The sequence below is a fragment of the Planctomycetota bacterium genome (genome assembly GCA_016235865.1).
Taxonomy (GTDB): Bacteria; Planctomycetota; MHYJ01; order JACQXL01; family JACQXL01; genus JACRIK01.
In genome coordinates this window covers 1-19,758 of the sequence record JACRIK010000003.1, presented here as the reverse complement: position 1 = coordinate 19,758, position 19,758 = coordinate 1, and the positions used below count along the sequence as shown (strand labels likewise).

The 19,758-nt window shown below is 52.1% G+C and carries 20 protein-coding genes; 12 read left to right on the top strand and 8 right to left on the bottom strand.

Annotated elements, in window-relative coordinates:
- The first annotated feature begins 28 nt into the window (after positions 1 to 28).
- From HZA49_01540 to HZA49_01520, 5 genes are all read left to right on the top strand, one after another.
- Positions 29 to 1,045 (top strand): hypothetical protein, encoded by a 1,017-nt coding sequence (locus HZA49_01540; GenBank protein ID MBI5778124.1) that lies wholly within the window; start codon positions 29 to 31, stop codon positions 1,043 to 1,045.
- 158 nt (positions 1,046 to 1,203) lie between these two features.
- On the top strand, positions 1,204 to 2,832 hold the full coding sequence (locus tag HZA49_01535) for a UbiA prenyltransferase family protein (protein ID MBI5778123.1): 1,629 nt from the start codon (positions 1,204 to 1,206) through the stop codon (positions 2,830 to 2,832).
- A 45-nt stretch (positions 2,833 to 2,877) separates the two neighbouring features.
- On the top strand, positions 2,878 to 3,261 hold the full coding sequence (locus HZA49_01530) for a hypothetical protein (protein ID MBI5778122.1): 384 nt from the start codon (positions 2,878 to 2,880) through the stop codon (positions 3,259 to 3,261).
- A 202-nt stretch (positions 3,262 to 3,463) separates the two neighbouring features.
- Complete coding sequence (locus tag HZA49_01525; GenBank protein ID MBI5778121.1) at positions 3,464 to 4,216, top strand: PD-(D/E)XK nuclease family protein; 753 nt, start codon at positions 3,464 to 3,466, stop codon at positions 4,214 to 4,216.
- 10 nt (positions 4,217 to 4,226) lie between these two features.
- Positions 4,227 to 4,484 carry a hypothetical protein gene (locus tag HZA49_01520; GenBank protein MBI5778120.1) on the top strand — a complete coding sequence of 86 codons (258 nt, stop codon included), beginning with the start codon at positions 4,227 to 4,229 and terminating at the stop codon, positions 4,482 to 4,484.
- Between the two features lie 19 nt (positions 4,485 to 4,503).
- On the opposite strand, the gene HZA49_01515 is transcribed toward HZA49_01520, so the two are convergent.
- Both HZA49_01515 and HZA49_01510 read right to left on the bottom strand, forming a co-directional pair.
- Positions 4,504 to 5,694: a pyridoxamine 5'-phosphate oxidase family protein gene (locus tag HZA49_01515; GenBank protein ID MBI5778119.1), complete on the bottom strand. Its 1,191-nt coding sequence runs from the start codon at positions 5,692 to 5,694 to the stop codon at positions 4,504 to 4,506.
- A gap of 121 nt (positions 5,695 to 5,815) precedes the next feature.
- The gene (locus HZA49_01510) at positions 5,816 to 6,976 is read right to left on the bottom strand and encodes a pyridoxamine 5'-phosphate oxidase family protein (protein ID MBI5778118.1); all 1,161 of its coding nucleotides are present in this window, start codon (positions 6,974 to 6,976) and stop codon (positions 5,816 to 5,818) included.
- A gap of 195 nt (positions 6,977 to 7,171) precedes the next feature.
- Between HZA49_01510 and HZA49_01505 the strand changes: the two genes are divergently transcribed.
- The 3 genes from HZA49_01505 (at position 7,172) to HZA49_01495 (ending at position 10,997) form a co-directional block, all read left to right on the top strand.
- A complete protein-coding gene (locus tag HZA49_01505; GenBank protein ID MBI5778117.1) occupies positions 7,172 to 8,731 on the top strand; it encodes a VWA domain-containing protein in 1,560 nt (519 codons plus the stop codon).
- 121 nt (positions 8,732 to 8,852) lie between these two features.
- Positions 8,853 to 10,574 (top strand): ChaN family lipoprotein, encoded by a 1,722-nt coding sequence (locus tag HZA49_01500; protein MBI5778116.1) that lies wholly within the window; start codon positions 8,853 to 8,855, stop codon positions 10,572 to 10,574.
- Between the two features lie 57 nt (positions 10,575 to 10,631).
- The gene (locus tag HZA49_01495) at positions 10,632 to 10,997 is read left to right on the top strand and encodes a cupin domain-containing protein (GenBank protein MBI5778115.1); all 366 of its coding nucleotides are present in this window, start codon (positions 10,632 to 10,634) and stop codon (positions 10,995 to 10,997) included.
- 92 nt (positions 10,998 to 11,089) lie between these two features.
- On the opposite strand, the gene HZA49_01490 is transcribed toward HZA49_01495, so the two are convergent.
- Both HZA49_01490 and HZA49_01485 read right to left on the bottom strand, forming a co-directional pair.
- Positions 11,090 to 13,063 carry a hypothetical protein gene (locus HZA49_01490; protein ID MBI5778114.1) on the bottom strand — a complete coding sequence of 658 codons (1,974 nt, stop codon included), beginning with the start codon at positions 13,061 to 13,063 and terminating at the stop codon, positions 11,090 to 11,092.
- A gap of 75 nt (positions 13,064 to 13,138) precedes the next feature.
- Positions 13,139 to 13,276 carry a hypothetical protein gene (locus HZA49_01485; GenBank protein ID MBI5778113.1) on the bottom strand — a complete coding sequence of 46 codons (138 nt, stop codon included), beginning with the start codon at positions 13,274 to 13,276 and terminating at the stop codon, positions 13,139 to 13,141.
- A 276-nt stretch (positions 13,277 to 13,552) separates the two neighbouring features.
- Here HZA49_01485 and HZA49_01480 point away from each other — a divergent pair, with 276 nt between their 5' ends.
- The 3 genes from HZA49_01480 (at position 13,553) to HZA49_01470 (ending at position 15,210) form a co-directional block, all read left to right on the top strand.
- Complete coding sequence (locus HZA49_01480; GenBank protein MBI5778112.1) at positions 13,553 to 14,023, top strand: hypothetical protein; 471 nt, start codon at positions 13,553 to 13,555, stop codon at positions 14,021 to 14,023.
- A gap of 89 nt (positions 14,024 to 14,112) precedes the next feature.
- A complete protein-coding gene (locus tag HZA49_01475) occupies positions 14,113 to 14,334 on the top strand; it encodes a hypothetical protein (GenBank protein MBI5778111.1) in 222 nt (73 codons plus the stop codon).
- A gap of 114 nt (positions 14,335 to 14,448) precedes the next feature.
- A complete protein-coding gene (locus tag HZA49_01470) occupies positions 14,449 to 15,210 on the top strand; it encodes a hypothetical protein (GenBank protein ID MBI5778110.1) in 762 nt (253 codons plus the stop codon).
- A gap of 108 nt (positions 15,211 to 15,318) precedes the next feature.
- Here HZA49_01470 and HZA49_01465 read toward each other — a convergent pair whose 3' ends face one another.
- The 4 genes from HZA49_01465 to HZA49_01450 form a co-directional block, all read right to left on the bottom strand.
- Positions 15,319 to 15,876, bottom strand: a complete 558-nt coding sequence (locus tag HZA49_01465) for a hypothetical protein (GenBank protein ID MBI5778109.1) — start codon at positions 15,874 to 15,876, stop codon at positions 15,319 to 15,321.
- Between the two features lie 406 nt (positions 15,877 to 16,282).
- Positions 16,283 to 16,564 (bottom strand): hypothetical protein, encoded by a 282-nt coding sequence (locus HZA49_01460; GenBank protein MBI5778108.1) that lies wholly within the window; start codon positions 16,562 to 16,564, stop codon positions 16,283 to 16,285.
- Between the two features lie 37 nt (positions 16,565 to 16,601).
- On the bottom strand, positions 16,602 to 17,621 hold the full coding sequence (locus HZA49_01455; protein ID MBI5778107.1) for a YncE family protein: 1,020 nt from the start codon (positions 17,619 to 17,621) through the stop codon (positions 16,602 to 16,604).
- Positions 17,622 to 17,773: 152 nt separating this feature from the next.
- Positions 17,774 to 18,730 (bottom strand): HEAT repeat domain-containing protein, encoded by a 957-nt coding sequence (locus HZA49_01450; protein MBI5778106.1) that lies wholly within the window; start codon positions 18,728 to 18,730, stop codon positions 17,774 to 17,776.
- 235 nt (positions 18,731 to 18,965) lie between these two features.
- On the opposite strand from HZA49_01450, the gene HZA49_01445 reads away from it, so the two are divergent.
- On the top strand, positions 18,966 to 19,385 hold the full coding sequence (locus HZA49_01445; protein ID MBI5778105.1) for a hypothetical protein: 420 nt from the start codon (positions 18,966 to 18,968) through the stop codon (positions 19,383 to 19,385).
- The last annotated feature ends 373 nt before the right edge of the window (positions 19,386 to 19,758 follow it).

Here is a 19,758-nt window from a genome sequence, read left to right as displayed (position 1 = left end):
TGGATAAATGTATAATGAAGGAGGATGTATGAAAAAGATATCTATTTTTCTGGCTGTCTGCGCAGCATCGGCCATGCTTGTGGCCTCGCCCGGATATCTTCGGTCCGGCACAGATGGGCCGACCGCTCCGAAAACCTACCAATTGACTTTGATGGACAATAAGGTGAAAAAAATAAAAGCTATAACGCCTGAGATGATACAGCGTGGTATCATGGCGCCCGAGGAATTTACGGCTTATGTCACTGGTAAAATCGACGACCTGGAAATCACCCTGATTGACGCCAATAAAAACGAGGCCTATGACGAAAAAGGCCGGGACGCTTTTATTATCGGAAAATCACTTTATGCTCTGCCGGTCAGCCGGGTTATCAATATTAAAAATAAACTTTACGAATGCGAAATAGAAACCGGCGGAGAGCAGATTACCCTGACTCCTTACGAAGGCGAATGCGGCGAAGTGGATATGCTCAGTGATTTTAAATGCCCGCTTAAGCCGGAGATGCTCATTCTGAACACGTCCGATATTTATTTGGACGTCTCTAAAGGCAAAACCGCTCTGGTGCCCTGTGGTTCTTACAGTCTTTGGCTGGGATATATCCCGGAAAAAAAGTGTTCCATGGCCATCAAAGCCGGCGAGATGAAGAGTATAGAGATAGTTAAGGGAGAGGATAAAGACGGCAAGAAAAAGTCCGTCAAAGTCCAGTGGGGCGCGCCTTATAAATTGGACTGCTCTTGCAGTATTCAGGATAACAACGTCAGCATACCCGAATCGGTCAGCGTTTATGGCTCGGCCGGCGAGGAATACTGCAAGTTTTCGCCCAGCATCTTGCCGGCGACCGTGGAAATATTCGATGCCGGAAAAAAATCAGTTGCCAAGGGCGCCATCAACCGCACTGTTCCGGGTAATTCCCAAAACAATATTTCTGAAATCAGAGGCGGATACAACGGAACCATTAAAAAAGGTGCAGAGGGTCCTTACACCCTGAAAATACACATTAAAAACTCGGTTTTAGGCGAACTGAAAGGTGAAAAACAAATACCGTAACCGCCGTGACTTCGTTAGGGAAGAGATCGTGTTAGCGTACTAAACGTGACCGGGAGCACCTACTGGAGCGCACCGGAACTCAAGGGCGAAAAAGAGATAAAGTAAATCAGATTCCGGCTGGCGGGGCGGGTGTCTCCGGAATTACACGAATTGGATTTATGTTTAATAGATTGAAACGGTTTTTCGATTCCATTGAATCAACCCAAATCGGATTCGGCTGGTGGATGATATGCTTTTCCTGCATCATATTTATCCGCAATTTCCTGGAAGGGGCATTAGAAAGCGTCAAGACTATTGGGTGTTCAGACGACCCGTATCTGGCCATAATCATTTTTACCAGTCACTATTCTTTGCTGTATGTCAGCCAGTTTCTCATCCTGGTAATTCTGGTCCGGCTTCTGACCAGGGAACGGATAGAGAAAATCTCCAAGACGGTTATTGTCTTTTGGATTATCTGGTTCCCGCCGATTTTTGATTTCATCTGGTCCGGAGGCAAGGGGGAAAATATCACCTATCCTCATACATTCGAGCATGTCTGGGATTTCTTCGTGAATTGCGCCAATCCGTGGGTAAGCTTTCCCCGGACCGCTCCGCCGGGTATCAGGATAGAGTTTGTCATCGCCTGCCTGCTGTCCATTATCTATATCTTCATCAAGACTCGGAATCTGATTAAATCGCTGGCCGGCGCGCTGCTGTTCTACATTTCTTTCATCTTCTACGTCTTTGGTTTCCTGGTTATCCTAGCCTATGGCTGGCATGCTGTTTTTCCTCAGATGCCGCCACCGGCTGATGCTGGCGTTCTTCCTTACGAACAGATATTTTATGCGCCCAGCTTGATACCGATAGCATTTCTGGCGCCGTCGTTGCTTTATCTGCCGGTCATTGTGCTGGGGCTCTTTGTCTGGTATTACTTATACAACCGCCAAAGATGCCTGGCTTTGGTGCAGAACATCCGGCTGACCCGGTCTATCCACTTCTGCGGGATGACGCTGGCCGGAATATTATTGGGCTACCTGGTGGAAGGCAGGGATTTCTTCGGGGTATTCGGTAATCCGATAGATTATCTGGCCTGCGGAAGTCTGTGTTTGTCTGTCTTCTTTGCTTTCCAGGCTATGGTGGTGGTTAATGACATCTTTGATGTAGAGAGCGACCGGATTTCCAATCCAAACCGGCCGCTGGCGCTCGGGATTATCCCCTTGGGCGAATACAAAATTATCGGATTGATTTATTTTCTGCTGGCGGCCTTCATAGCATTTAATGTCTCGTTAACCGCCTTGCTAATCCTGTTTTTCTTTGAGGCGTTATACCTGGTTTATTCGGCTCCGCCTTTCAGGTTAAAGCGCGTCTTCCCGCTCAATATGATGGTCATCGGGATAAACACCCTGGTGGCTATGCTGCTGGGTTATTCAATCTTCGGCGGCGTCAAGACGGCTGATAAATTTCCGACCGGATTCATGATACTGATTCCGCTCGGGTTTTCCCTGGCGGCCAATATTATCACCATTAAGGATGCGGAGGCGGACCGCCAGTCCGGCGTCATGACTCTGCCGGTATTGCTGGGAGCCAGATGGGGCAAAATAATTATCGCGTTCCTGGCCTGCTTATCTTTCCTGGCCGTGCCGTTAATCCTGGGCATCCAGCAGTTATGGCTGGTTTCCATCCTGTTCGGGATACTGGCCGGTGTTTGGGTATTAATGCCAAAGTGGCGGGAAACCCTGTTTTTCATCACGTATTTTATTTATGCGCTGATCGCGGCCGACCTGATTAAATTATACGGAAATTATTAATTCAACGTCCCAATCAAAGCAAGGCGCGATGCGCACCCGGTAAATATGGAAATTGATATTGATAAATTCTGGCTTTTGGCGCTGATTGTCTATGCCACCCATACCTTTTCATCGGTGGCCGGCATCTTTATTATTGACAGGCTCGGTATCGGCGAAACCATATTCCATTTTACCTCGGACCTGAAGAAAATGGCCGTATGTTCATTCCTGGAACTATTATTTCCTTTTCTTTTTCTTTATATATTCCCGCCGGTTTTAGGCGTCGGCATTAGCATGTGTTTTTTATATTTCATGTTATTCTGGTTTCTGACTAAATTTGTCTATTTTCACATCTCCGTACCTGAGGTGGCGGTATTAGGGCTAATCAATTGCGCCGGCATTGCCCTGATCGGCTGGACCCTGATAAAGCATTTCATCATCATGGAGTAGGTTATCGAAGCGGTAAGAATTATTCCGGGGCCGGGTCGGCGTCTCGCTGAGCGTCTGCCGTTAAATCTTGCCCAAACTTAATGGAACGCCGCAGAGACCGCGAATTAAGATGATAAGGAGATAAATGTGATTAAGTTTTCGATTATGCATAGTGGTAAAATAGTTGATTTTCATGAGCGAAATGGTAGGGTGTAAAATAAACATAGCGAAAGGAACTGATATGCCGCCCAGAAAATCCACCTTATACGACCCCAAATCAAAAGAGCTCTTTAAATTCAGCCGGACCAAGCTGGAAAACTTCATGAGTTGCCCGCGCTGTTTTTACCTGGACCGCCGGTTGGGCATCAAACAGCCGGACGGTCTGCCTTTTACCCTGAATGTGGCGGTTGATGGATTGCTCAAGCGTGAATTCGACCTCTACCGCGCCAAACAAAAGATCCATCCCTTGATGGAAAAATACGCCATCCCGGCCGTGCCTTTCAGGCACGAGAAACTCGATGACTGGCGCAACAACTTCCATGGCATCCAGATGCTGCACAAAAAGACCAATTTCCTGGTCTTCGGAGCCATTGACGATGTCTGGGCACACCCGGACGGCAATCTCAGCATCGTGGATTACAAAGCCACGGCCAAAAAGGGCGATCTCTCGCTTAACGAGGAATGGCATGTTGCCTGGAAGCGCCAGATGGAAATCTACCAGTGGCTCTTCAGGCAGAACGGATTCAGGATATCCGATACCGGCTATTTCGTCTACTGCAACGGCAAAAAGGACTGTGAAAAGTTTGATGCCCGGCTAGAATTCAATATCGAAATCCACGCATACCAAGGCAATGACAACTGGGTGGAACAGGAACTCATCAAGGCCAAGGACTGCCTGGACCGCTCGCAGATACCGGATTATACCGATGACTGCGGATTCTGCCAATACCAGAAATTGCTGGTTAGTACCACTTAAAAAAGGAATAATGATTAGAATAGCTCGTTTTTATGGTGGGCACCGCAGCGTAGAGCTTTTTTATATAGCCGTTCTGGTTCTGGGGTTTATCTGGTGCCGGGAGATTTTCAGCCGGTTGGCGGAAGACGTCGGCATCTTTAAGCCGGGGGCTGACAGAGCGGAAAAATGGGTCACGCTGATTTACTGGGTCTTAACCGCCGGTATTACCGCCCTGATGGCCTATTCGGCCTGGACGCGTACTGTCAAAATTATTGACTTCGCGAAATAATGCTACCGGAATTTACCGGTTATTCCTGCTCCGGCCTGAGATTATCTTTTAGGGTATATGGCAGCTTGACCACATTCAATTTCACGTTATTCATCCGGCCCGTGATTTGATTGGGCGTGATTTCAATCAGAACCATCTTCTCAGCCATCCGCCCGACGCTTTTATTTATCCGTTCTTCGGGGGCGATGACCGCCTTAACCGCCTCGGGTATCTTGTCTATCTCGGTGGTGTTAAACGCCACCGTGTATTTATTCATCAGCAAAGCCATCTCAGCCGGGTCTGTGATGAGCCGGGCCGTGCCGCTAACATTCACGCTTAGCCAGCGTTCCTTGTTAAAACGGTCTACGGAAAAAGCTACCCGCTGGTCTTTACTGATATTGGTTACCTTGGAGCCGTAATTGCGGGAATGGACATAAACCTTGCCGTCAAAATAGGCGTAATTAACCGGCGTGGAATCCGGATATCCGGCCGCTAAAGTATCCAGCCGTCCCGCGGAACAGGAATAGAGCGTCCAGTCAATCAGTTCAGCCGGCATGGGTTTGGTGCTGGCGCCGTGCGCGCCGGTCGGTAGGACATTCTCGCCCGGTATCTGGCCGGCAATATACGGGAATTTCAGCAGCCAATCCCTGGGCACGGACAAAACTCGGTTGGCAATCTTATCCGGAGCGATTTCTATCATGGCCACCGGCACATCCACCGGCTTAAATTGCATCTTAGCCACGGCGGTTTCAACCATGTCTGGGCTGGCCGTATAAGCCGCCTCGAACTTGGCCATCAATTCGCCCTTCCTGGCCGGGTCGGCCACCACACTGGCCTGGCCGAAGATATTGATGCTGGCCCAGCCCTCGCGCTCGTTATAGCGGTCCACCGCAAAACAAACCGATTGATTCTTTTTGATATTATTGATTTTCGTCCCCCTGGGGCTGGAATGAATCACCACCTTGCCCTCGAAATAAACGAAACTCACCGGCACGGAATAAGGATATTGTTCGCCGAAACTGATGATGCGGCCGACCGAGGACGAATGCAGGATGTATTCGATCTCGCGCCAGCTCAGGTCCCCCTTATAGAAATCCGGCGCCTTGGCCGGGTCCGGCTGGGCCTTTATAACCGGCGCGGCCGGTGTTTTAGCCGGCGCTGTTGACGGATTCCCGCAACCCAGCAGACCGCAGGCAAAGACGCCGGTCATCAGCAAAGAAAACATTTTCATGATTCAGCTCCTTAGTTTTCTGTTTATTGTTTTTGTAATATATATAATTTCCCGGCGCAAGCAAACAAAAATCGTCACTTTCCTGCCTGCCCGCCGCAGTCGGGCCTGGCTAAAGGATAAATTATCTTAGGAGCAGCGGCTCCTTGAAAGTGTAAACCATTTTCGGGAGCGTCAGGGGCATATGGCTGGCCTTTGAAGTAATCAGCCGCGGGGTGATTTTTATCCGTACATGTGTCAGTGCCTGTGTTGGGTCAAAGATTATTTGGGCATCGCCGAAAACATTGATGCTTAGCCAGAGCCACAGGCCGGCGGTTTGTGTCAGCGGCCGGCTGTGCGACTTGCCGCCCAGGGCCGGCAGCCCGGCCTTCCAGTCCGATAAATCATCGGTTATCCGGTCCAGGGAAAAACTCACCCGGCCGTCTTTCTTAATCAGCGCTATCAGTGAATCGTCGTTTTTCAAATCGATATATATACTGCCGTTTCGATAATAATATATCACCGGCTCGGAATCAGGATAATCGCCCGCGAATATATTCAGGCGCCCCCAGGCGCCGGAATTCAGCAGCCACTTGACCGTGTCCGCCGGCAGCACGCCGGTGAACACCTGGGCATCTTCCGGGCTGAGCGGTTGGTTGCCCGGATCCGGTATCTTGCTGTCCGTCATATAAGGCATTTTCGCCATCAAATCCAAAGACACCGGCAGGAGGCGCGAGGTGATTTTGGCCGGGGTAATCTCCACCATGGTCAGTTCCATGGGCGGCAGCGGTTCCGGTTTTACCTGTGCCGCCTTTGCTTCTATTTCATCGGGCGGGTTTTTATAGGCCGCGGAAAAACGCTGGAGCGCCAGGCTGGTTTCCTCCGGACCCTCTACGATGCGGGCCGTGCCGAAAATGCTGATGCTGGCCCAACCCTCGCGCTCGTTATACCGGTCCACCACAAACGCCACCTTGGGATTATCGACGATATTATTCATCTTCTTGCCCATGGTTGAGGAATGGAAATAAATCCGCTCCCGGCAATAGCCGAATGATACCGGCACCGAATAAGGATTATCTCCGTCATTGGTAACCAGCCGGCCGACCGCCGACGAATGCAGGACATATTCCACATTAGTCCAGGCCAGCTCGCCCTGGTAGAAATCCGGCGCCCGGACCAAAGCCGGCTGCCCCCGGACCATGATTGGTATCTGGGCCGTTGTTGATTCCGGTGTTGTTGGCGGATTCCCGCAACCTAGCAGACCGCAGGCAAAGACACCGGTCATCAGCAAGGAAAATATTTTCATGGTTCGTCTCCTTATCGCCTTGAATATATATAACCGGACGGAAACATGCAAATAAAAACCGTCCGGCTTCCTATCGGGATACCGCCCGGACAAATACTTGCCTTGCATCCCGAAAAATGATAGGCTGGAAAACAATCAAGAAAGGTTTGCATCGTGCATGACGTTATGCACCGGGATATTAGAAGGAGATATATCATGAGCATAAAAAAATCCTGCATCCTTATTATGGCATCAGGCCTGGTCTTCTTGGCAGCGCTATTCTCATCCGGCGGCGATGCCGAATGGAAAACGGCAAAAGACGAATTCCTCAAGGACAGCAAAAACAATGACGCCGGGAAACGGATTGCCGTAACCGTGCGTCTGGCTGAAAATATAACCTCAACCGTCGAGCCTGAAGCGGCCGGGCTGTTAATCAGCCAGCTGGCCGACGAGCTGGCCCGCAACAAAAACGGTAAGGAAGAGGAACAGGTCAGTATCAAGGTGATTGACGCCTGCGTCCTGGGATTGCGCAAATTAAGCGACGCTAAAGCCGTCAGCTTAATCATCAAGGGTGTGGCCAATCCAACGGCTGACTGGCGCGGGCGCTTTTACCTGGTCAAGGCCCTGGGCGGCATCAACCAACCCGAATCCGTCAAGGTATTGACCGGACTGGTCAACGAAAAAGAAACGGCGCTGCAAATAGCCGCGCTCGATGCCTTAAGGGAACTGAACGCGCCGGACGGATTGGAGCCGGCCGGTAAGCTGCTGGTTCAGTTGGTGGCCTGGGAAGTCAAACTGGCGGCGATTGATTATTTACGCGCGCTAAAATCTCCGGCCAGCATCAAGCAAATCGTCGAAGCCATGAATGACAAAAACATCGAATCCCGCGTCCTGGCCGCGTTAATAAGCCTGCTGGAAGAGCTCAACCGGGAAATACCGGACAGCCCGGGCGACGCCAAAAATCCCGGCCAGACCCGGTCCGTGATTCGCGGGGAATACTACGGCACCAAAATCGAATCGAACCGGGTGGTCTTTGTCATGGACGTATCGCGGAGCATGGAATGGGCGGCCAAAGAAGAGGCGCCGGTCCCTGAGGAGCCGGAAAAAGACAAGGTTGTCATAACCGGTGATGACAAGAAAAAATCGGGGACCGATGCCGCGCCGCCGGTTCCGGAAGAACTGAAAAAGAAGAAAAAAGAGGTCGACAGCCGTCCGGTCAAAAGAAGAATTGATTCGGTCCGGAAAGAATTAATCAACACCCTTTACACCCTGGACTCCAAGGTTTATTTTTCCATCGTATTTTATAGTAACGACGTGCGAATCTGGAAAAAAGAGCTGGTGCCGGCGACCAACGAAAACAAGATGGACGCCATAAAAACCGTTGACAACCAGGTGCCGGCCGGGCGGACCAATATTTACGACGCTCTGGAGGCGGCCTATAAATTGACGCTGGCTCCGGCCAAGGCGAACGAGCCCAAGCGGGTGATTACCGGGGGCGGCAAGGGCTCTCCGGTCGAGCCGGTTAACGGCGCCGACACTATTTTCCTGCTGACCGACGGTAACCCGAACCTGGGCCGGATATCGGACCCGGCTGAGATGGTTGACGCCATCCGCAAGATAAACGAAACCCGGCGGATAAAAATCAACACCATTGCCGTCGGCGTTTTGGACCCCAATAACACCGACCCGATGGCCAAGGGCGACAAGGCCAATACCTACTTGATGAAAACCATTGCCGATATTACCGGCGGCACGTTCGTTGACAAGACCCAATAAAAAGGGCTCCGGGTCTGGGCGGCGGGCTTGATAAACGGCAGGCTGGGCCTGCATACCGAATACTATGTTCTGATTTTGAAGGATGTCCCCGGAATTTACCGGGGCAAGAAAGGAAAAACTTATGAAACCGGTCAACAGAAAATATCTGCCAATATACGCCCTGATAATATCGGCGGCATTATTCGCCGGGTGCGCATCCGGGCCCCAAGCAATTAAGGATGCCCGGGGGGTTATCAAACAGGCGTCGGAAAACCTGCACAGCGCCAAAAGCGTCTCGACCAAAATAGTAGTCGGCATGGAAACGATGGGAGTGAAAATAGTGATTCTTGACTGCGTCAATACCAGCTCTGGCAACCTGACCTATTCCGTCGGCGAAGTGATGGACGGGAACAAGGGATTAATGAAAACGCGCTTTGAGGGCTATTTAGACGGGAATAATGCGGTGTTGCTGGATCCGGCCAGCCAGGAATGGGCGCGGCCGCTGCCGGGCCAGTCCGAGATGACGTCATTTTTCAGGATAGCCCCGGAAACGCTTACGGCAATCCTGGACCTTAATCAGGATTTTTCCTTCAGCCCCGAGGAAAAAATACAGGACGTCGCGTATCAGGTGATCGAGGTGCCGGTTAAAGCCGAGGTATTAAACAAGGCACTGGGCAAGATGCAGAATATGGGCGGCTCATTTGATAAGATATCGGTAAAGATGTGGGTGGAAAAAAACACCTGCCTTTTATACAAGGTCATTCTTAGCCTGGAAGCCACCATGAAACGCGGCGGTCCGGGCAGGGCAGAAGCCGAAGGGATAGGCATGAAGGTAAAAATGGAGATGAATTATTCGGACTATAACAAGGGCGCCCCGATTGTCATTCCGCCGGAGGCAAAAAAGCTGCTGGAGGCGCCGGCAGGTGCGGACAACCCGCCCGTCCGTTTTAGCGCCGGGTATAAACCGGACGCCGCCCAGGCCGGGGCGATTTCAAAGACCGCGGCCGCGCTGGCCTCGTTAAAAATACCGGATCTCTATAATAAATACGTCGACCTGGGCACTGTTGAGGTGCTGGATTATGACGCCTTATTGGAACGGCTGAAGGATATCCGGGTTATTTATGTGGCCGAATCGCATACCAACCCGGCCCATCACAAAATACAGGATGATATTCTCCGGGGCATCGCCCGGAAAAACCCCAAGGCCATCCTGGCCATGGAATTCCTGTACCGTTCTAAACAGCCGGTCTGCGACGACTATATTGCCGGGAAAATCACCGAACCGGAATTCGATGCGGCGGTCCGGGAGGGATTCAGCAACGACTGGTATGAAAAATACTACATCGGGCTGGTTCGTTACGCCAAAACCAACGGCCTGAAACTGCTCGGGCTGAACGTGGAAAAGGCGATAAAAAGCAAGCTGGCTGACGAGGGCTGGGACAAACTTACGCCGGGCGAGCAGAAGCTTATTGCCCGGGACATTGATACCTCCAATAAGGCGCATCGCGAGTTCGTGATGAAGTCGTTTGAACCGATGAAGAAAATGGCGCGCGCGTTCGACGAAGACCGGATGTATCTGCTCCAGTGCATCTGGGATGAAACCTTCGGTGAGGCCATAGCCAATTGCCTTAAATCCGCCAATGATCAGGCCTGTCAGATCGTCGTCGTCGCCGGCAGCGGCCATATTAAATACAAATTCAACATCCCCGAACGCTCTTACAAAAGGTATCCGGCATCGTACAAAACGCTGATACCGGTTGGGGTTGATGAAAACACGGCCGGCAAAGAGGCCACGCTCCGGGAAGCGCTGTCTTCCGGAGTCGGTGATTTTATCTACTTCGCGCCGCCGGTCGACGGCGAATAAGATATTCCGGGCAGTCGGGGCGTCTCACTGAATCGGCAGGCTGAAAGGATGATTTATATGAACTCGTATTTTATCAATCCGTCCGGCGCGCCCAAGTTTTCCCAGCGGCCGGGATTGGAAACTGTAATTCTGACCGGCCTCAACGGCGAGAAAACCATGATGGCGCTTAACACCACCCTACCCGGGCATACCGTGGAAATCCATGCCCACCCGCATGAGCAGGTTGGGATAGTTTACTCCGGCCGGGCGCTACTGCGTATCGGCGGCCAGGAACGGAGCGTGGGAAAAGGCGATTTCTATTGCATCCCGGCAAATGTCCCGCACGGGGATACCTGTGTCGGCGATGAACCGTTCATAATGCTGGACGTCTTTTGTCCCATCCGGCAGGATATTATCGATAAGTATAGGAACCAAAGCAAATAAGTCTCCGGGATTGACCGGAAGAATAAAAAACCCCGCCCCCGCCCCGATATTTATCGGGGAAGGCAGCGGGGTTTTGGACTTACCGTATTTCCCTATCTGGTTTTTACCGCAAAGCCCAGGCCTCTTGCCTGATTATCTGTTTCAACCGGGCTGGCATCTCCGTCCGGAAGCCATTCCGTGGCCGGGACATATACCACCGCCACCTTTTTATCCGGCGTCATTATCAGGTGCGGCCCGTTGCGCGGGTCAATAGCGCCCACAGAACTCCCGAACAATCTGATTACCCTGACCGACATGGTCGCGCCCGCGGCGCCAATTATTTCACTGACCACATCATATTGCCCGGTAATCTCTTCGGTGGAAACTGAACCCCGTTCAGACATAGTGATACTTCCGGTAAAACCGCCGGTCCCGTTAAAATTAATCCGGCCCAGCATCACCCAGAACATGGTCGTGCTTATCCCGCCATTCTGGCCATACTCGTCGCCCCGATAGACAAAGGTGTAAGAGCCGACCACGTCTGCTTCGACAAACGAAGTGCTGGTAACCGGGTTAAGCACCACGCCGAATTGCATTACATTAGTAGTATATGTAATACCGGTATCGGTGTATATTGAGGTATTGGTTATTGTACTTCCGCAGAGCAGGGTAACCGAATCATCAGGCAGCGTATAGCCCTGCATCATTGAGTCGCCGCCATTCAGGGTCCAGGTGCCGTTGGTATCGGTATGGAGCGTCCCGGACTGCGTATTGCTATACGCTTCGGTCATAGGTAAATCAGTATATTGGGTATCGCTCAACGGCCTTAGGATTTCTACATTATTACTAATCCCTGAGGGTGTCAGGGCGTTGCCCGCTGCGTTAATGTCCACCATTCCCAGTTCCACCTGATATCTCATTCTGTGACCCTGAGGATATGGTAAACCGGTCGCATCATCTACCGCGGCAGTTATACGGCTTCCATACATACAAAAGATAAATTTACCGTTTAGGTCCCGGGCTAACTGGGTCTCTTTCTTGACCGCATAAATCATATGGTAACTATCGGCCACCTCGGCCTCGACCGCGATAAAGACCCGGCCGTCATCCGAGACCGCGCCGCGGATGATGCCGGATTCCGGCATCAGCATATTGAGAAAACCGGACGGGTCGATAAAATATGTCCCGGTCATATCGGTTGGGCCCATATAGATTTCCGGAGTATTAATCGTTCCGGAAATGCCGCCAGAGCTATCAATCGTCTGGCTATTTTCTGTATTGTTTGCCCCGGCCGTAATGGTGTAGACACCTTCGTTTGATAACGGAGCGCTGAAGGTTATCATACCCCAACCGGATGAAAACCGCATATAGGTCGGCGTAATCGTGCTGGTAATGGCTGGGATATCGATATTGATATTGCTCCGGTCAAAGAAATAATCCCCGCCCGTAAAAGTCACGGCCAGGGTCTTGATGACCACGCTGGAGACATTCATCACCGGCGGCTCCAGGCTCCATCCGCTGTTATTTTTCAAGGAGTTGGTAATGATGAAGTTTATTACCACCTTGGTTGAGGTGTTATATTCCACCTTAATCGGGTCCGGCAGGGGAAACGCCCTTAATAATTCCGAGCCGTCATTGCTCCAGGTGCTTCCACCGTCAATGGAAAAATACACCGGCACATGGGCATCAGCCGCAACCAGATAAGGATTAAAACCGGTATCGGTAAGTATGCTTGCGGCGGCGCAGGTATAGGTAATAGTGTTCATAATCGTAATCCGGATGTGTTTGTAAGTCCCTTCCGGCACATCGCCCTGCCCGAACAGCGAGCCCGGTCCGGTCGGAGAGGCCAGGTCCACTAATTCACCGGCCGGTTTGTCAAAGCAGGTCACCCAGGTGGTGCCGTTGGTGGAAATCTCGGTCTTATAACAGGTCACCTTGTATTCATCCGGCGTGGCTTCGGTCGGCGCCACGGCAAAAGCCAGCGCATTCATCAGCAGCAGGAAACCCACAGATAACACTCCCGAAATAATCGAGACGGAGTTTATCCTGTAAGGGCTGCGGTTCCGCAGGTATTTTATCAATTTCATATTGGAATCTCCTCTTGTTTGTTATTTCCGCCGGAGGCGGATCCGCCTTCGGTTGGAAAGGTGTTTTAAATGGGTTTAGCTCTTACCCACGGTTATTTTAAGGGTTCCTTTCTTGACCGACGAACCGGCTTCGGAACCGCCGCCGCCACCGCAGCTGAACGCCCCGGCCATCAAAATGACAGCCAGCGACAATAGCAACAATTTTCTTGCCATATTCTCTACCTCCCTTTATGGCGCTACAGGCGCCATTATCCCACCAGTTTTTGCCGGGATTACTTCTATTAAGTTTTTATTATATTAAGGCTGGATTATACTACCCGGCAATTAAAAGTCAAGTAAAATCTTACAAAAAGATGTCAGTATAACGGGGATGGCTTATGCCCCGGAAATAATAACTTACGGCTTATTGATATTCCCGGCGCGCAACCGATAATTCTTGCCTGTTTTCAGCCGAAATGGTATGATGGACCGGATAAAAAGGAGGTCTTTATGAAAAAGGCAACTCTCTGGGTCAGCGGGGTCCTGATAACGCTCGCGCTAACCGGCGGATGCGTGGCGTCACATTCCACGCCGCATGGCCAAACCACGCTGGTCATTATGCCGGCCGTACCGGCGCCGGTGTTTGCGGCCCGGCCGGTCCTGGTGCTGGTGGACGGCGCGCCCGAGGTCTACTTTGTCAGCGGCCTGAACGTCTATTTCCATCTCAACGCCTGGTATTACTACTGCCAGGGCAAATGGTTCCACAGCGCCGGGCACAACGGCCCGTGGGTCTATGTGGAAAACCAGAAACTGCCGGCCAGGATGGGGCGCATCCCGCCCGGGCACCTGAAAACCCCACCCGGACAGGCCAAACCCAAAGACATTCCGCCTGGCCAGGCCAAGGACTCGCCCGGCCATGGTAAGGACAAGGATAAAGGCAAAGATAAGGATTCGCCCAAACACAAGGGAAAGGGCAAATAATCCTTTTCCCGGTCCGGGGCAAAATCCCGCGAACAATGGCCCTGTGCAAAGCAAAGGGTGAGCGCCATAAGGGTGCCAGAGGAGAAAACATGAAAAACACCGAACCGGGATTCTGGAAATACTTCCTGGCTTACTTTCTTATCTGCGTCGGCACCGCATTGATTGGGCTCAACATCATCGGCCGGGTTTTCTTCGGAGAAAAAGAATCATTGGTCGCCGGTCTGGCCAGCATCTGGTTTGGCGTGATATCACTGCAAATGGCCAAAAAATCACGCTCCAGTTCGCCCCAGGAACCGGCGGGAAAAAAGTAAAGTTGAACGCCCGGCGCTAAGATACCCAGATTGACGCCTTATCAACAGCCTTAAACACCCGGCCCGGCGGAAAATACTTGCCATCATTCCTGAAAGGTGGTAAAATAAAAACATATGGACGCCCAACCGACTGAAACGAATTCAGCAGAGACCGTGAGCACCAACCGGAGCGGAACAAAAATCTGCCCGCTCTGCACCGAGGCCATCAACAAGCAGGCCGTCATCTGCCCCAAATGCGGCAGCGTCATCGGCAGCTGGAAGTCCCAAATTCATCTGTTCATAAAATTCCGCATCCTGATAATCATCCTGGGTTCCCTGGCCACGCTGGTGGCCGGATTTTATATCAACAAATGGATAGCTCTGGCCGCCGTAATCGGGCCGCCGGAACAGCTGGCAACGCCGACTCCGGCCCCGGAGCCAATCACAGCCACCCAGACCGCAGAAACGCCGGTTGCCCCGGCCGCCCCGGTAATAAAAGACCAGCTTGATTATGCCTATAGAATAGAACAGGGCAAAAAGACCCGGACCGGATTCCTGGGCCTGGGCAAAAAAACCTATATCTATTACGTCCGCCTGGTCGTGGCCAATCACAGCCGGCTCAAGCTCAACAAGGTTCGGATAAACCTGGGTTTTTCCAACGACATCGCATCCCATCGTCTGCCGTTCCAATACGACATTCTGGACGAGACCGGGGTGAAGATAACCGACCTGAGCCGCCACTTTGCCGGCCAAAAAAAGGCGGTCATGATTATCCCCTTTTGCCTGCCCGAGCAGAACATCTCCCTGTGGCTGGCCTTCAAAGACGAGGTCAAGGTCAACCATATTGATGTTTATTCAGAGGAACTAAAAGGCACGCCAATGGAGTTCCCCAAATAAGATAATAGCGAACGGAGCGAATCAAGGGCTGGCCGGTGCGATGTGTCCTGCCCCCCGATGGCCATCGGGGTGGTGTCCCCGGGAGTAAATGGCCTCTCTGCGCCGGGTTTACCGGGTCTCAAGGCCGGTAATCTTGAATGAGCTTAAAAATCCCTGGATTTCCGGGCTGGTCAGGCTGTCTTTATTTGACCCGACATACCCGATCTGGTAAAGGCGGTTATCGGCCAGCAGGATCAGTTGCACCCCGTAAAGATGCTGGCCCATGGAATCCGCGGAATAGTAAATTTTACGGCCCGGATAATTTTGCACGGAACAGTCCTCATCCTTATTCAGGACGCCGTTTACCTGCCTGACTGCGCCGTCCCGGCAACTGTCCAGGACGGTTTTCGGGTCGGCCTGGTCCTTGAAATCCGCCGGGTAATCGTTGAACACGGCCATGCAGGCGCCGTTTGACTTCTCCGAGATAAAAAGAGTCACATCGATATCGCCGACGGCGGTGCTGACCAGCTGGCTCGTTTTCTTGGGCGCCGGAAAACCGGCCGGGAATAAAACCGTGAATTTGCCTTCAACCGAATCCAGGGTCTGGGGCGGGGCGCATCCCCAGAGCAGCGCGCTTACTCCCAGCGTCAGGCACAGGACATAACTCATGACCTGGTTTCTTTTCATACAACCTTCCTTTCTGTCAATCTCCAAATTCTGCTCAGGTGACACACACCGCGCCCGGTAACCCTTAATTTTTCTGCGTTACAAGACGCGGTTTTACCGAAATAGCCCTTCTTCCCAGCTTTTTTGTTCTTGGCCCCAGAGTGCATACATTCCAATCTTTACATCGTTACTATCCAATCCTTGTATCGTCACCACCTAACATTTATATCGTTACCACCTGATTTTTACATCGTTACCATCCAATATTTACAGGCTTGCCATCTAATATTTACATGGTGACTATCTAATCACTGCAGGTGCGGTGTTGACCATAATAAGCGACACCGTTCTGGATTAAACCTTCCACTACCATACCCCCCCCTTGGTGAAGGGGGAGGGGGATTTGATTTGGGGCTGTTTTATTTTCCTACTTGAACCGGGCCAGGGCAAAGCGGCTGTTCGCATATCCAGCGGTGACAATAAGCCCATCCGGCTGGATTTTAACCCTGTATGCCGCGGAACCGCCGCTGATGGCTGTGGTGACGACGCCCAGGGTGCCGAAGGCCGTGTCCGTGATGCCCAGGGCCTCGTAGACGGCCGAAGAGCCGGAGTCGCTGGAACTGGAGCCGCCGCAGCCGTAATAACCGGCGATTAAACCAACGGCCAATATCAAGCCGAGGCCGAGTTTTATCTTTGTTGAGTCTGTCATAGACACTCCTTTCTTTATTGTCAAATAAGTGATTATATTACGGCGCAATGGCCACCCGGACGGGCGCAGTCCCGACCGTGATGGTATCCACCACCGTATTATTGGTGGTGTTAATTACCGAGACGGTATTGCCGCCTCCGTTTGTAACATACAACCGTCCGGCCGCGACGTCCAGTTCCAGGCCCGAGGGTCCGCTGCCCACGGTGACCGTGTCAATGACCGTATTGGTCAGGGTGTTAATGACCGAGACGTTGTTGTCGCCTTCGTTAGAGACATAGGCCCGGCTGGCGGCCGGATTGACCACAATCAGTTGGGGCGTACTGCTGACCGGAATCGTGGCCACAATCGTGTTGGTGGCCGTGCTGATGACCGAGACGGTGTTGTCGGTGAGATTGGTGACGTAAAGCCGGTTGGCGGCGTGGTCAAAGGCCACGCCGTGCGGGTCGTTGCCGACCGTGACGCTGATGGGCACGGTGTTGTTGATGGTGTTGATGAAGTAAACGGCCTTGGTGCTGAATTCGGTGATATAGGCGGTGTTGGATATTGGGTCGATGGCAAAGTCCTGGAGCCGGTTGGCGCCGATGGGTATAGTGGCTTCAACCGTGTTGGTTAGGGCGTCAATGACGTAAACATTCTGACCGCCGGCGCCTTCGCTGAAATCCGCCGCATAGACCTTTTTGGTCACGGTGTTGATGCCGATGCCGGCCAGGGGCGATGAGCCGACGGTGATGCTGACAACCAGGCTGTTGTCCAGGGTGTTGATGACGGCCAGTTTGTTGCTGGACAAGTCGGTCATGTAGAGCCGGTTGGCGGCCGGGTTGATGGCCAGGGCTCCGGAGGTGATGCCGACTGTGATAGTGTCAATGACCGCGTTGGTCTGGGTGTTGATAACCGAGACGGTGCCGCTCATGACATTGGAGACATAAGCCCGGTGTTCGGTGACGGCCGGCGCGCTCGAGCCGGAGGAGGACGAGCCGCCGCACCCGTAATAGCCGGCGATTAAACCAACGGCCAGGATAATGCCCAGACCGAGTTTTAGTTTTATGGTGTCTGTCATAGACTGCTCCTTTGGTCCCGAATGCTTTTCGGACCACTTGCTATAATAATATTGCTGCATTTATAGGTTATTCATGGTGGAGCATCAATAATAATCGGAGATATTTTTCGGATTGGGCGGGATGCCAGATGCGAGTAAAGCGCGGAGTCACGCTATTCGCGGTCTAGGCCGAGTTGTTTGAGGGCTTTCTCGGCGGCCTGGCGCACCGGTTCGTTTTCGTCCCGGAGCAGTTTTTTGATGACCGGTATGGCTTCTTGGGCGCCCAGGTCGGCCAGGGCGCCGATAGCCAGCCGGCGGAGATTCATATCAGGATTGGTCAGTAACTTCATCATCTCCGGGATGGTTTCCCGGGCATTGATTTTACCCAGGGCGGTAATGGCTTTGTAAGTCACGCCCAAATCCCGGTCCTGCAACAGCGTGATTATCTTGGCTTTTGCTTCGGTGGCCTTGAGTTTTCCCAGTGTCTCGACCGTGTTGCGCCGGATGAGGTAGTAGTCCTCGGTATCCAGCAGGCTCATCAATTTCGGAATGGATTCCCTGGCGCCGATAGCGCCCAGGGCAAAGACCGAGCTTTCCCGGACAAAATGATGCCGGTCGTCCAGCAAGCTGATTAATCGGGGGGCTGATTCCTTGGATTGAAGGTTACCCAGGGCGGCCGCGGATGCGCCCCGAATCATCGGGTCGTCGTCGGTTAACGCGGTTAGCAACGCGGGAATCGATTGTTGGGCGTTCAGCGCGCCCAGGGCGGATATTGTTTTGTATCTGACGGCGTTGCTGGGGTCGGTGAGCATCCTGATTAATCGGGGGGCGGCCTCTTTGGCGCCCAGGGCTATCAGGGCGTCGATGGCCCGATAGCGGATTTCGTAATCCTGTTCGTTGAGCAGCTTGATTAATACCGGGATGCCGGATTTATCTTTGCCGTCCCTGAACTGCCTGAGGGTCAGGCGGACGTATTCTTTGTCGTTCATCCGCCCCCAGCGGTCATAAATTCCCAGCCATTGGGATGACCGGAATTCAAGCCAGGCGTAAGGAACGGATACGCCGGCCAGGAGGGCAATCAGCCACAGGAGAATGAGCGCGGCTGAAGCGGATTTATCTTTGTGGTTCATAGAGCATTCGTTATCAAATACGGGGAATGATGTCAAGATAAGGAGGGATGTTAAAAGGGTGGGGGATTCGGGGGACACCCGCAGCACATAATTTATGTGCGGGGCGAACATATTGAATTAATATCCCGTCGGCCAACAAATCTTCAGTATTTTCCAAATCCGACTTGATAAAACCAGAATAATGGTTATATTATAGGTAGAAGAAAGCGGCGCCATAAGAATAGGAGAAAATTATATGTCTTATAAATCATTCAAGGGCAAGTGGCCGGTCACGGGCGAGAAACCGGTCATCAGCATCCTGACCACCGGCCTGATTTGTTTCAACCGGGTCTGCTATGAGAGTTTTATCAAGCCAACGGATTGCAAGTATCTGAAACTTTATTATGACCCCGAGGTGAAAAAGATTGCCTTTGAGCCGGTCAATCGGGAAGTAGGCGCGGCCGTCTTTCCGGTAAAATTAGTCAAGCCCGGTCTCTTCGGCATGGTCAATGGCAAGACATTCTTGAATGCCTGCGGCATTAAATATCAGGAACAGGTCAGGTCTTATCCGGCCCGCGCAGCCGAGATTCACGAGCCCAGCCAGGGTTATAAGAGCACCTGGAAAGGCGTTAAGGGGTTTGAGATTCGGCTGGACGCGTATCTGCCGGCCGAATAGTCAGGGCCATAATTCATTGTCATTTTTCAACCGGGGGTGGCAGTATTTCCAAAGGGGTGGAGGATTATTATAAAAGGGGTGAGGGGTTATTACCAAAGGGGATAGGGGGTATTACAAAAGGGAATAGGGGGTAATTCGCAAGAGACGATGGGGTATTTCGCAAGGGGTGAGGAGGTATTTCACAAAGGGTGAGGGGGTATTTTGCAAAGGGCGAGGGGGTATTTCGCAAGGGGTGAGGGGGTAATTCGCAAATGGTGAGGGGGTGTTTCGCAAGTGGCGAGGGGGTATTTTGCAAGAGGTGAGGGGGTATAATGCAAGGGGGGGAGGGGGTATTATCAAAGGGGTGGGGTATTATAGTATGGGGGGTGGGGGG

Coding starts and splice junctions, on each gene's coding strand:
- HZA49_01540 (MBI5778124.1), top strand. CDS start 29: ATGAAAAAGATATCTATTTTTCTGGCTGTCTGCGCAGCATCGGCCATG.
- HZA49_01535 (MBI5778123.1), top strand. CDS start 1,204: ATGTTTAATAGATTGAAACGGTTTTTCGATTCCATTGAATCAACCCAA.
- HZA49_01530 (MBI5778122.1), top strand. CDS start 2,878: ATGGAAATTGATATTGATAAATTCTGGCTTTTGGCGCTGATTGTCTAT.
- HZA49_01520 (MBI5778120.1), top strand. CDS start 4,227: ATGATTAGAATAGCTCGTTTTTATGGTGGGCACCGCAGCGTAGAGCTT.
- HZA49_01515 (MBI5778119.1), bottom strand. CDS start 5,694: ATGAAAATGTTTTCTTTGCTGATGACCGGCGTCTTTGCCTGCGGTCTG.
- HZA49_01510 (MBI5778118.1), bottom strand. CDS start 6,976: ATGAAAATATTTTCCTTGCTGATGACCGGTGTCTTTGCCTGCGGTCTG.
- HZA49_01505 (MBI5778117.1), top strand. CDS start 7,172: ATGAGCATAAAAAAATCCTGCATCCTTATTATGGCATCAGGCCTGGTC.
- HZA49_01500 (MBI5778116.1), top strand. CDS start 8,853: ATGAAACCGGTCAACAGAAAATATCTGCCAATATACGCCCTGATAATA.
- HZA49_01495 (MBI5778115.1), top strand. CDS start 10,632: ATGAACTCGTATTTTATCAATCCGTCCGGCGCGCCCAAGTTTTCCCAG.
- HZA49_01490 (MBI5778114.1), bottom strand. CDS start 13,063: ATGAAATTGATAAAATACCTGCGGAACCGCAGCCCTTACAGGATAAAC.
- HZA49_01485 (MBI5778113.1), bottom strand. CDS start 13,276: ATGGCAAGAAAATTGTTGCTATTGTCGCTGGCTGTCATTTTGATGGCC.
- HZA49_01480 (MBI5778112.1), top strand. CDS start 13,553: ATGAAAAAGGCAACTCTCTGGGTCAGCGGGGTCCTGATAACGCTCGCG.
- HZA49_01475 (MBI5778111.1), top strand. CDS start 14,113: ATGAAAAACACCGAACCGGGATTCTGGAAATACTTCCTGGCTTACTTT.
- HZA49_01470 (MBI5778110.1), top strand. CDS start 14,449: ATGGACGCCCAACCGACTGAAACGAATTCAGCAGAGACCGTGAGCACC.
- HZA49_01465 (MBI5778109.1), bottom strand. CDS start 15,876: ATGAAAAGAAACCAGGTCATGAGTTATGTCCTGTGCCTGACGCTGGGA.
- HZA49_01460 (MBI5778108.1), bottom strand. CDS start 16,564: ATGACAGACTCAACAAAGATAAAACTCGGCCTCGGCTTGATATTGGCC.
- HZA49_01455 (MBI5778107.1), bottom strand. CDS start 17,621: ATGACAGACACCATAAAACTAAAACTCGGTCTGGGCATTATCCTGGCC.
- HZA49_01450 (MBI5778106.1), bottom strand. CDS start 18,730: ATGAACCACAAAGATAAATCCGCTTCAGCCGCGCTCATTCTCCTGTGG.
- HZA49_01445 (MBI5778105.1), top strand. CDS start 18,966: ATGTCTTATAAATCATTCAAGGGCAAGTGGCCGGTCACGGGCGAGAAA.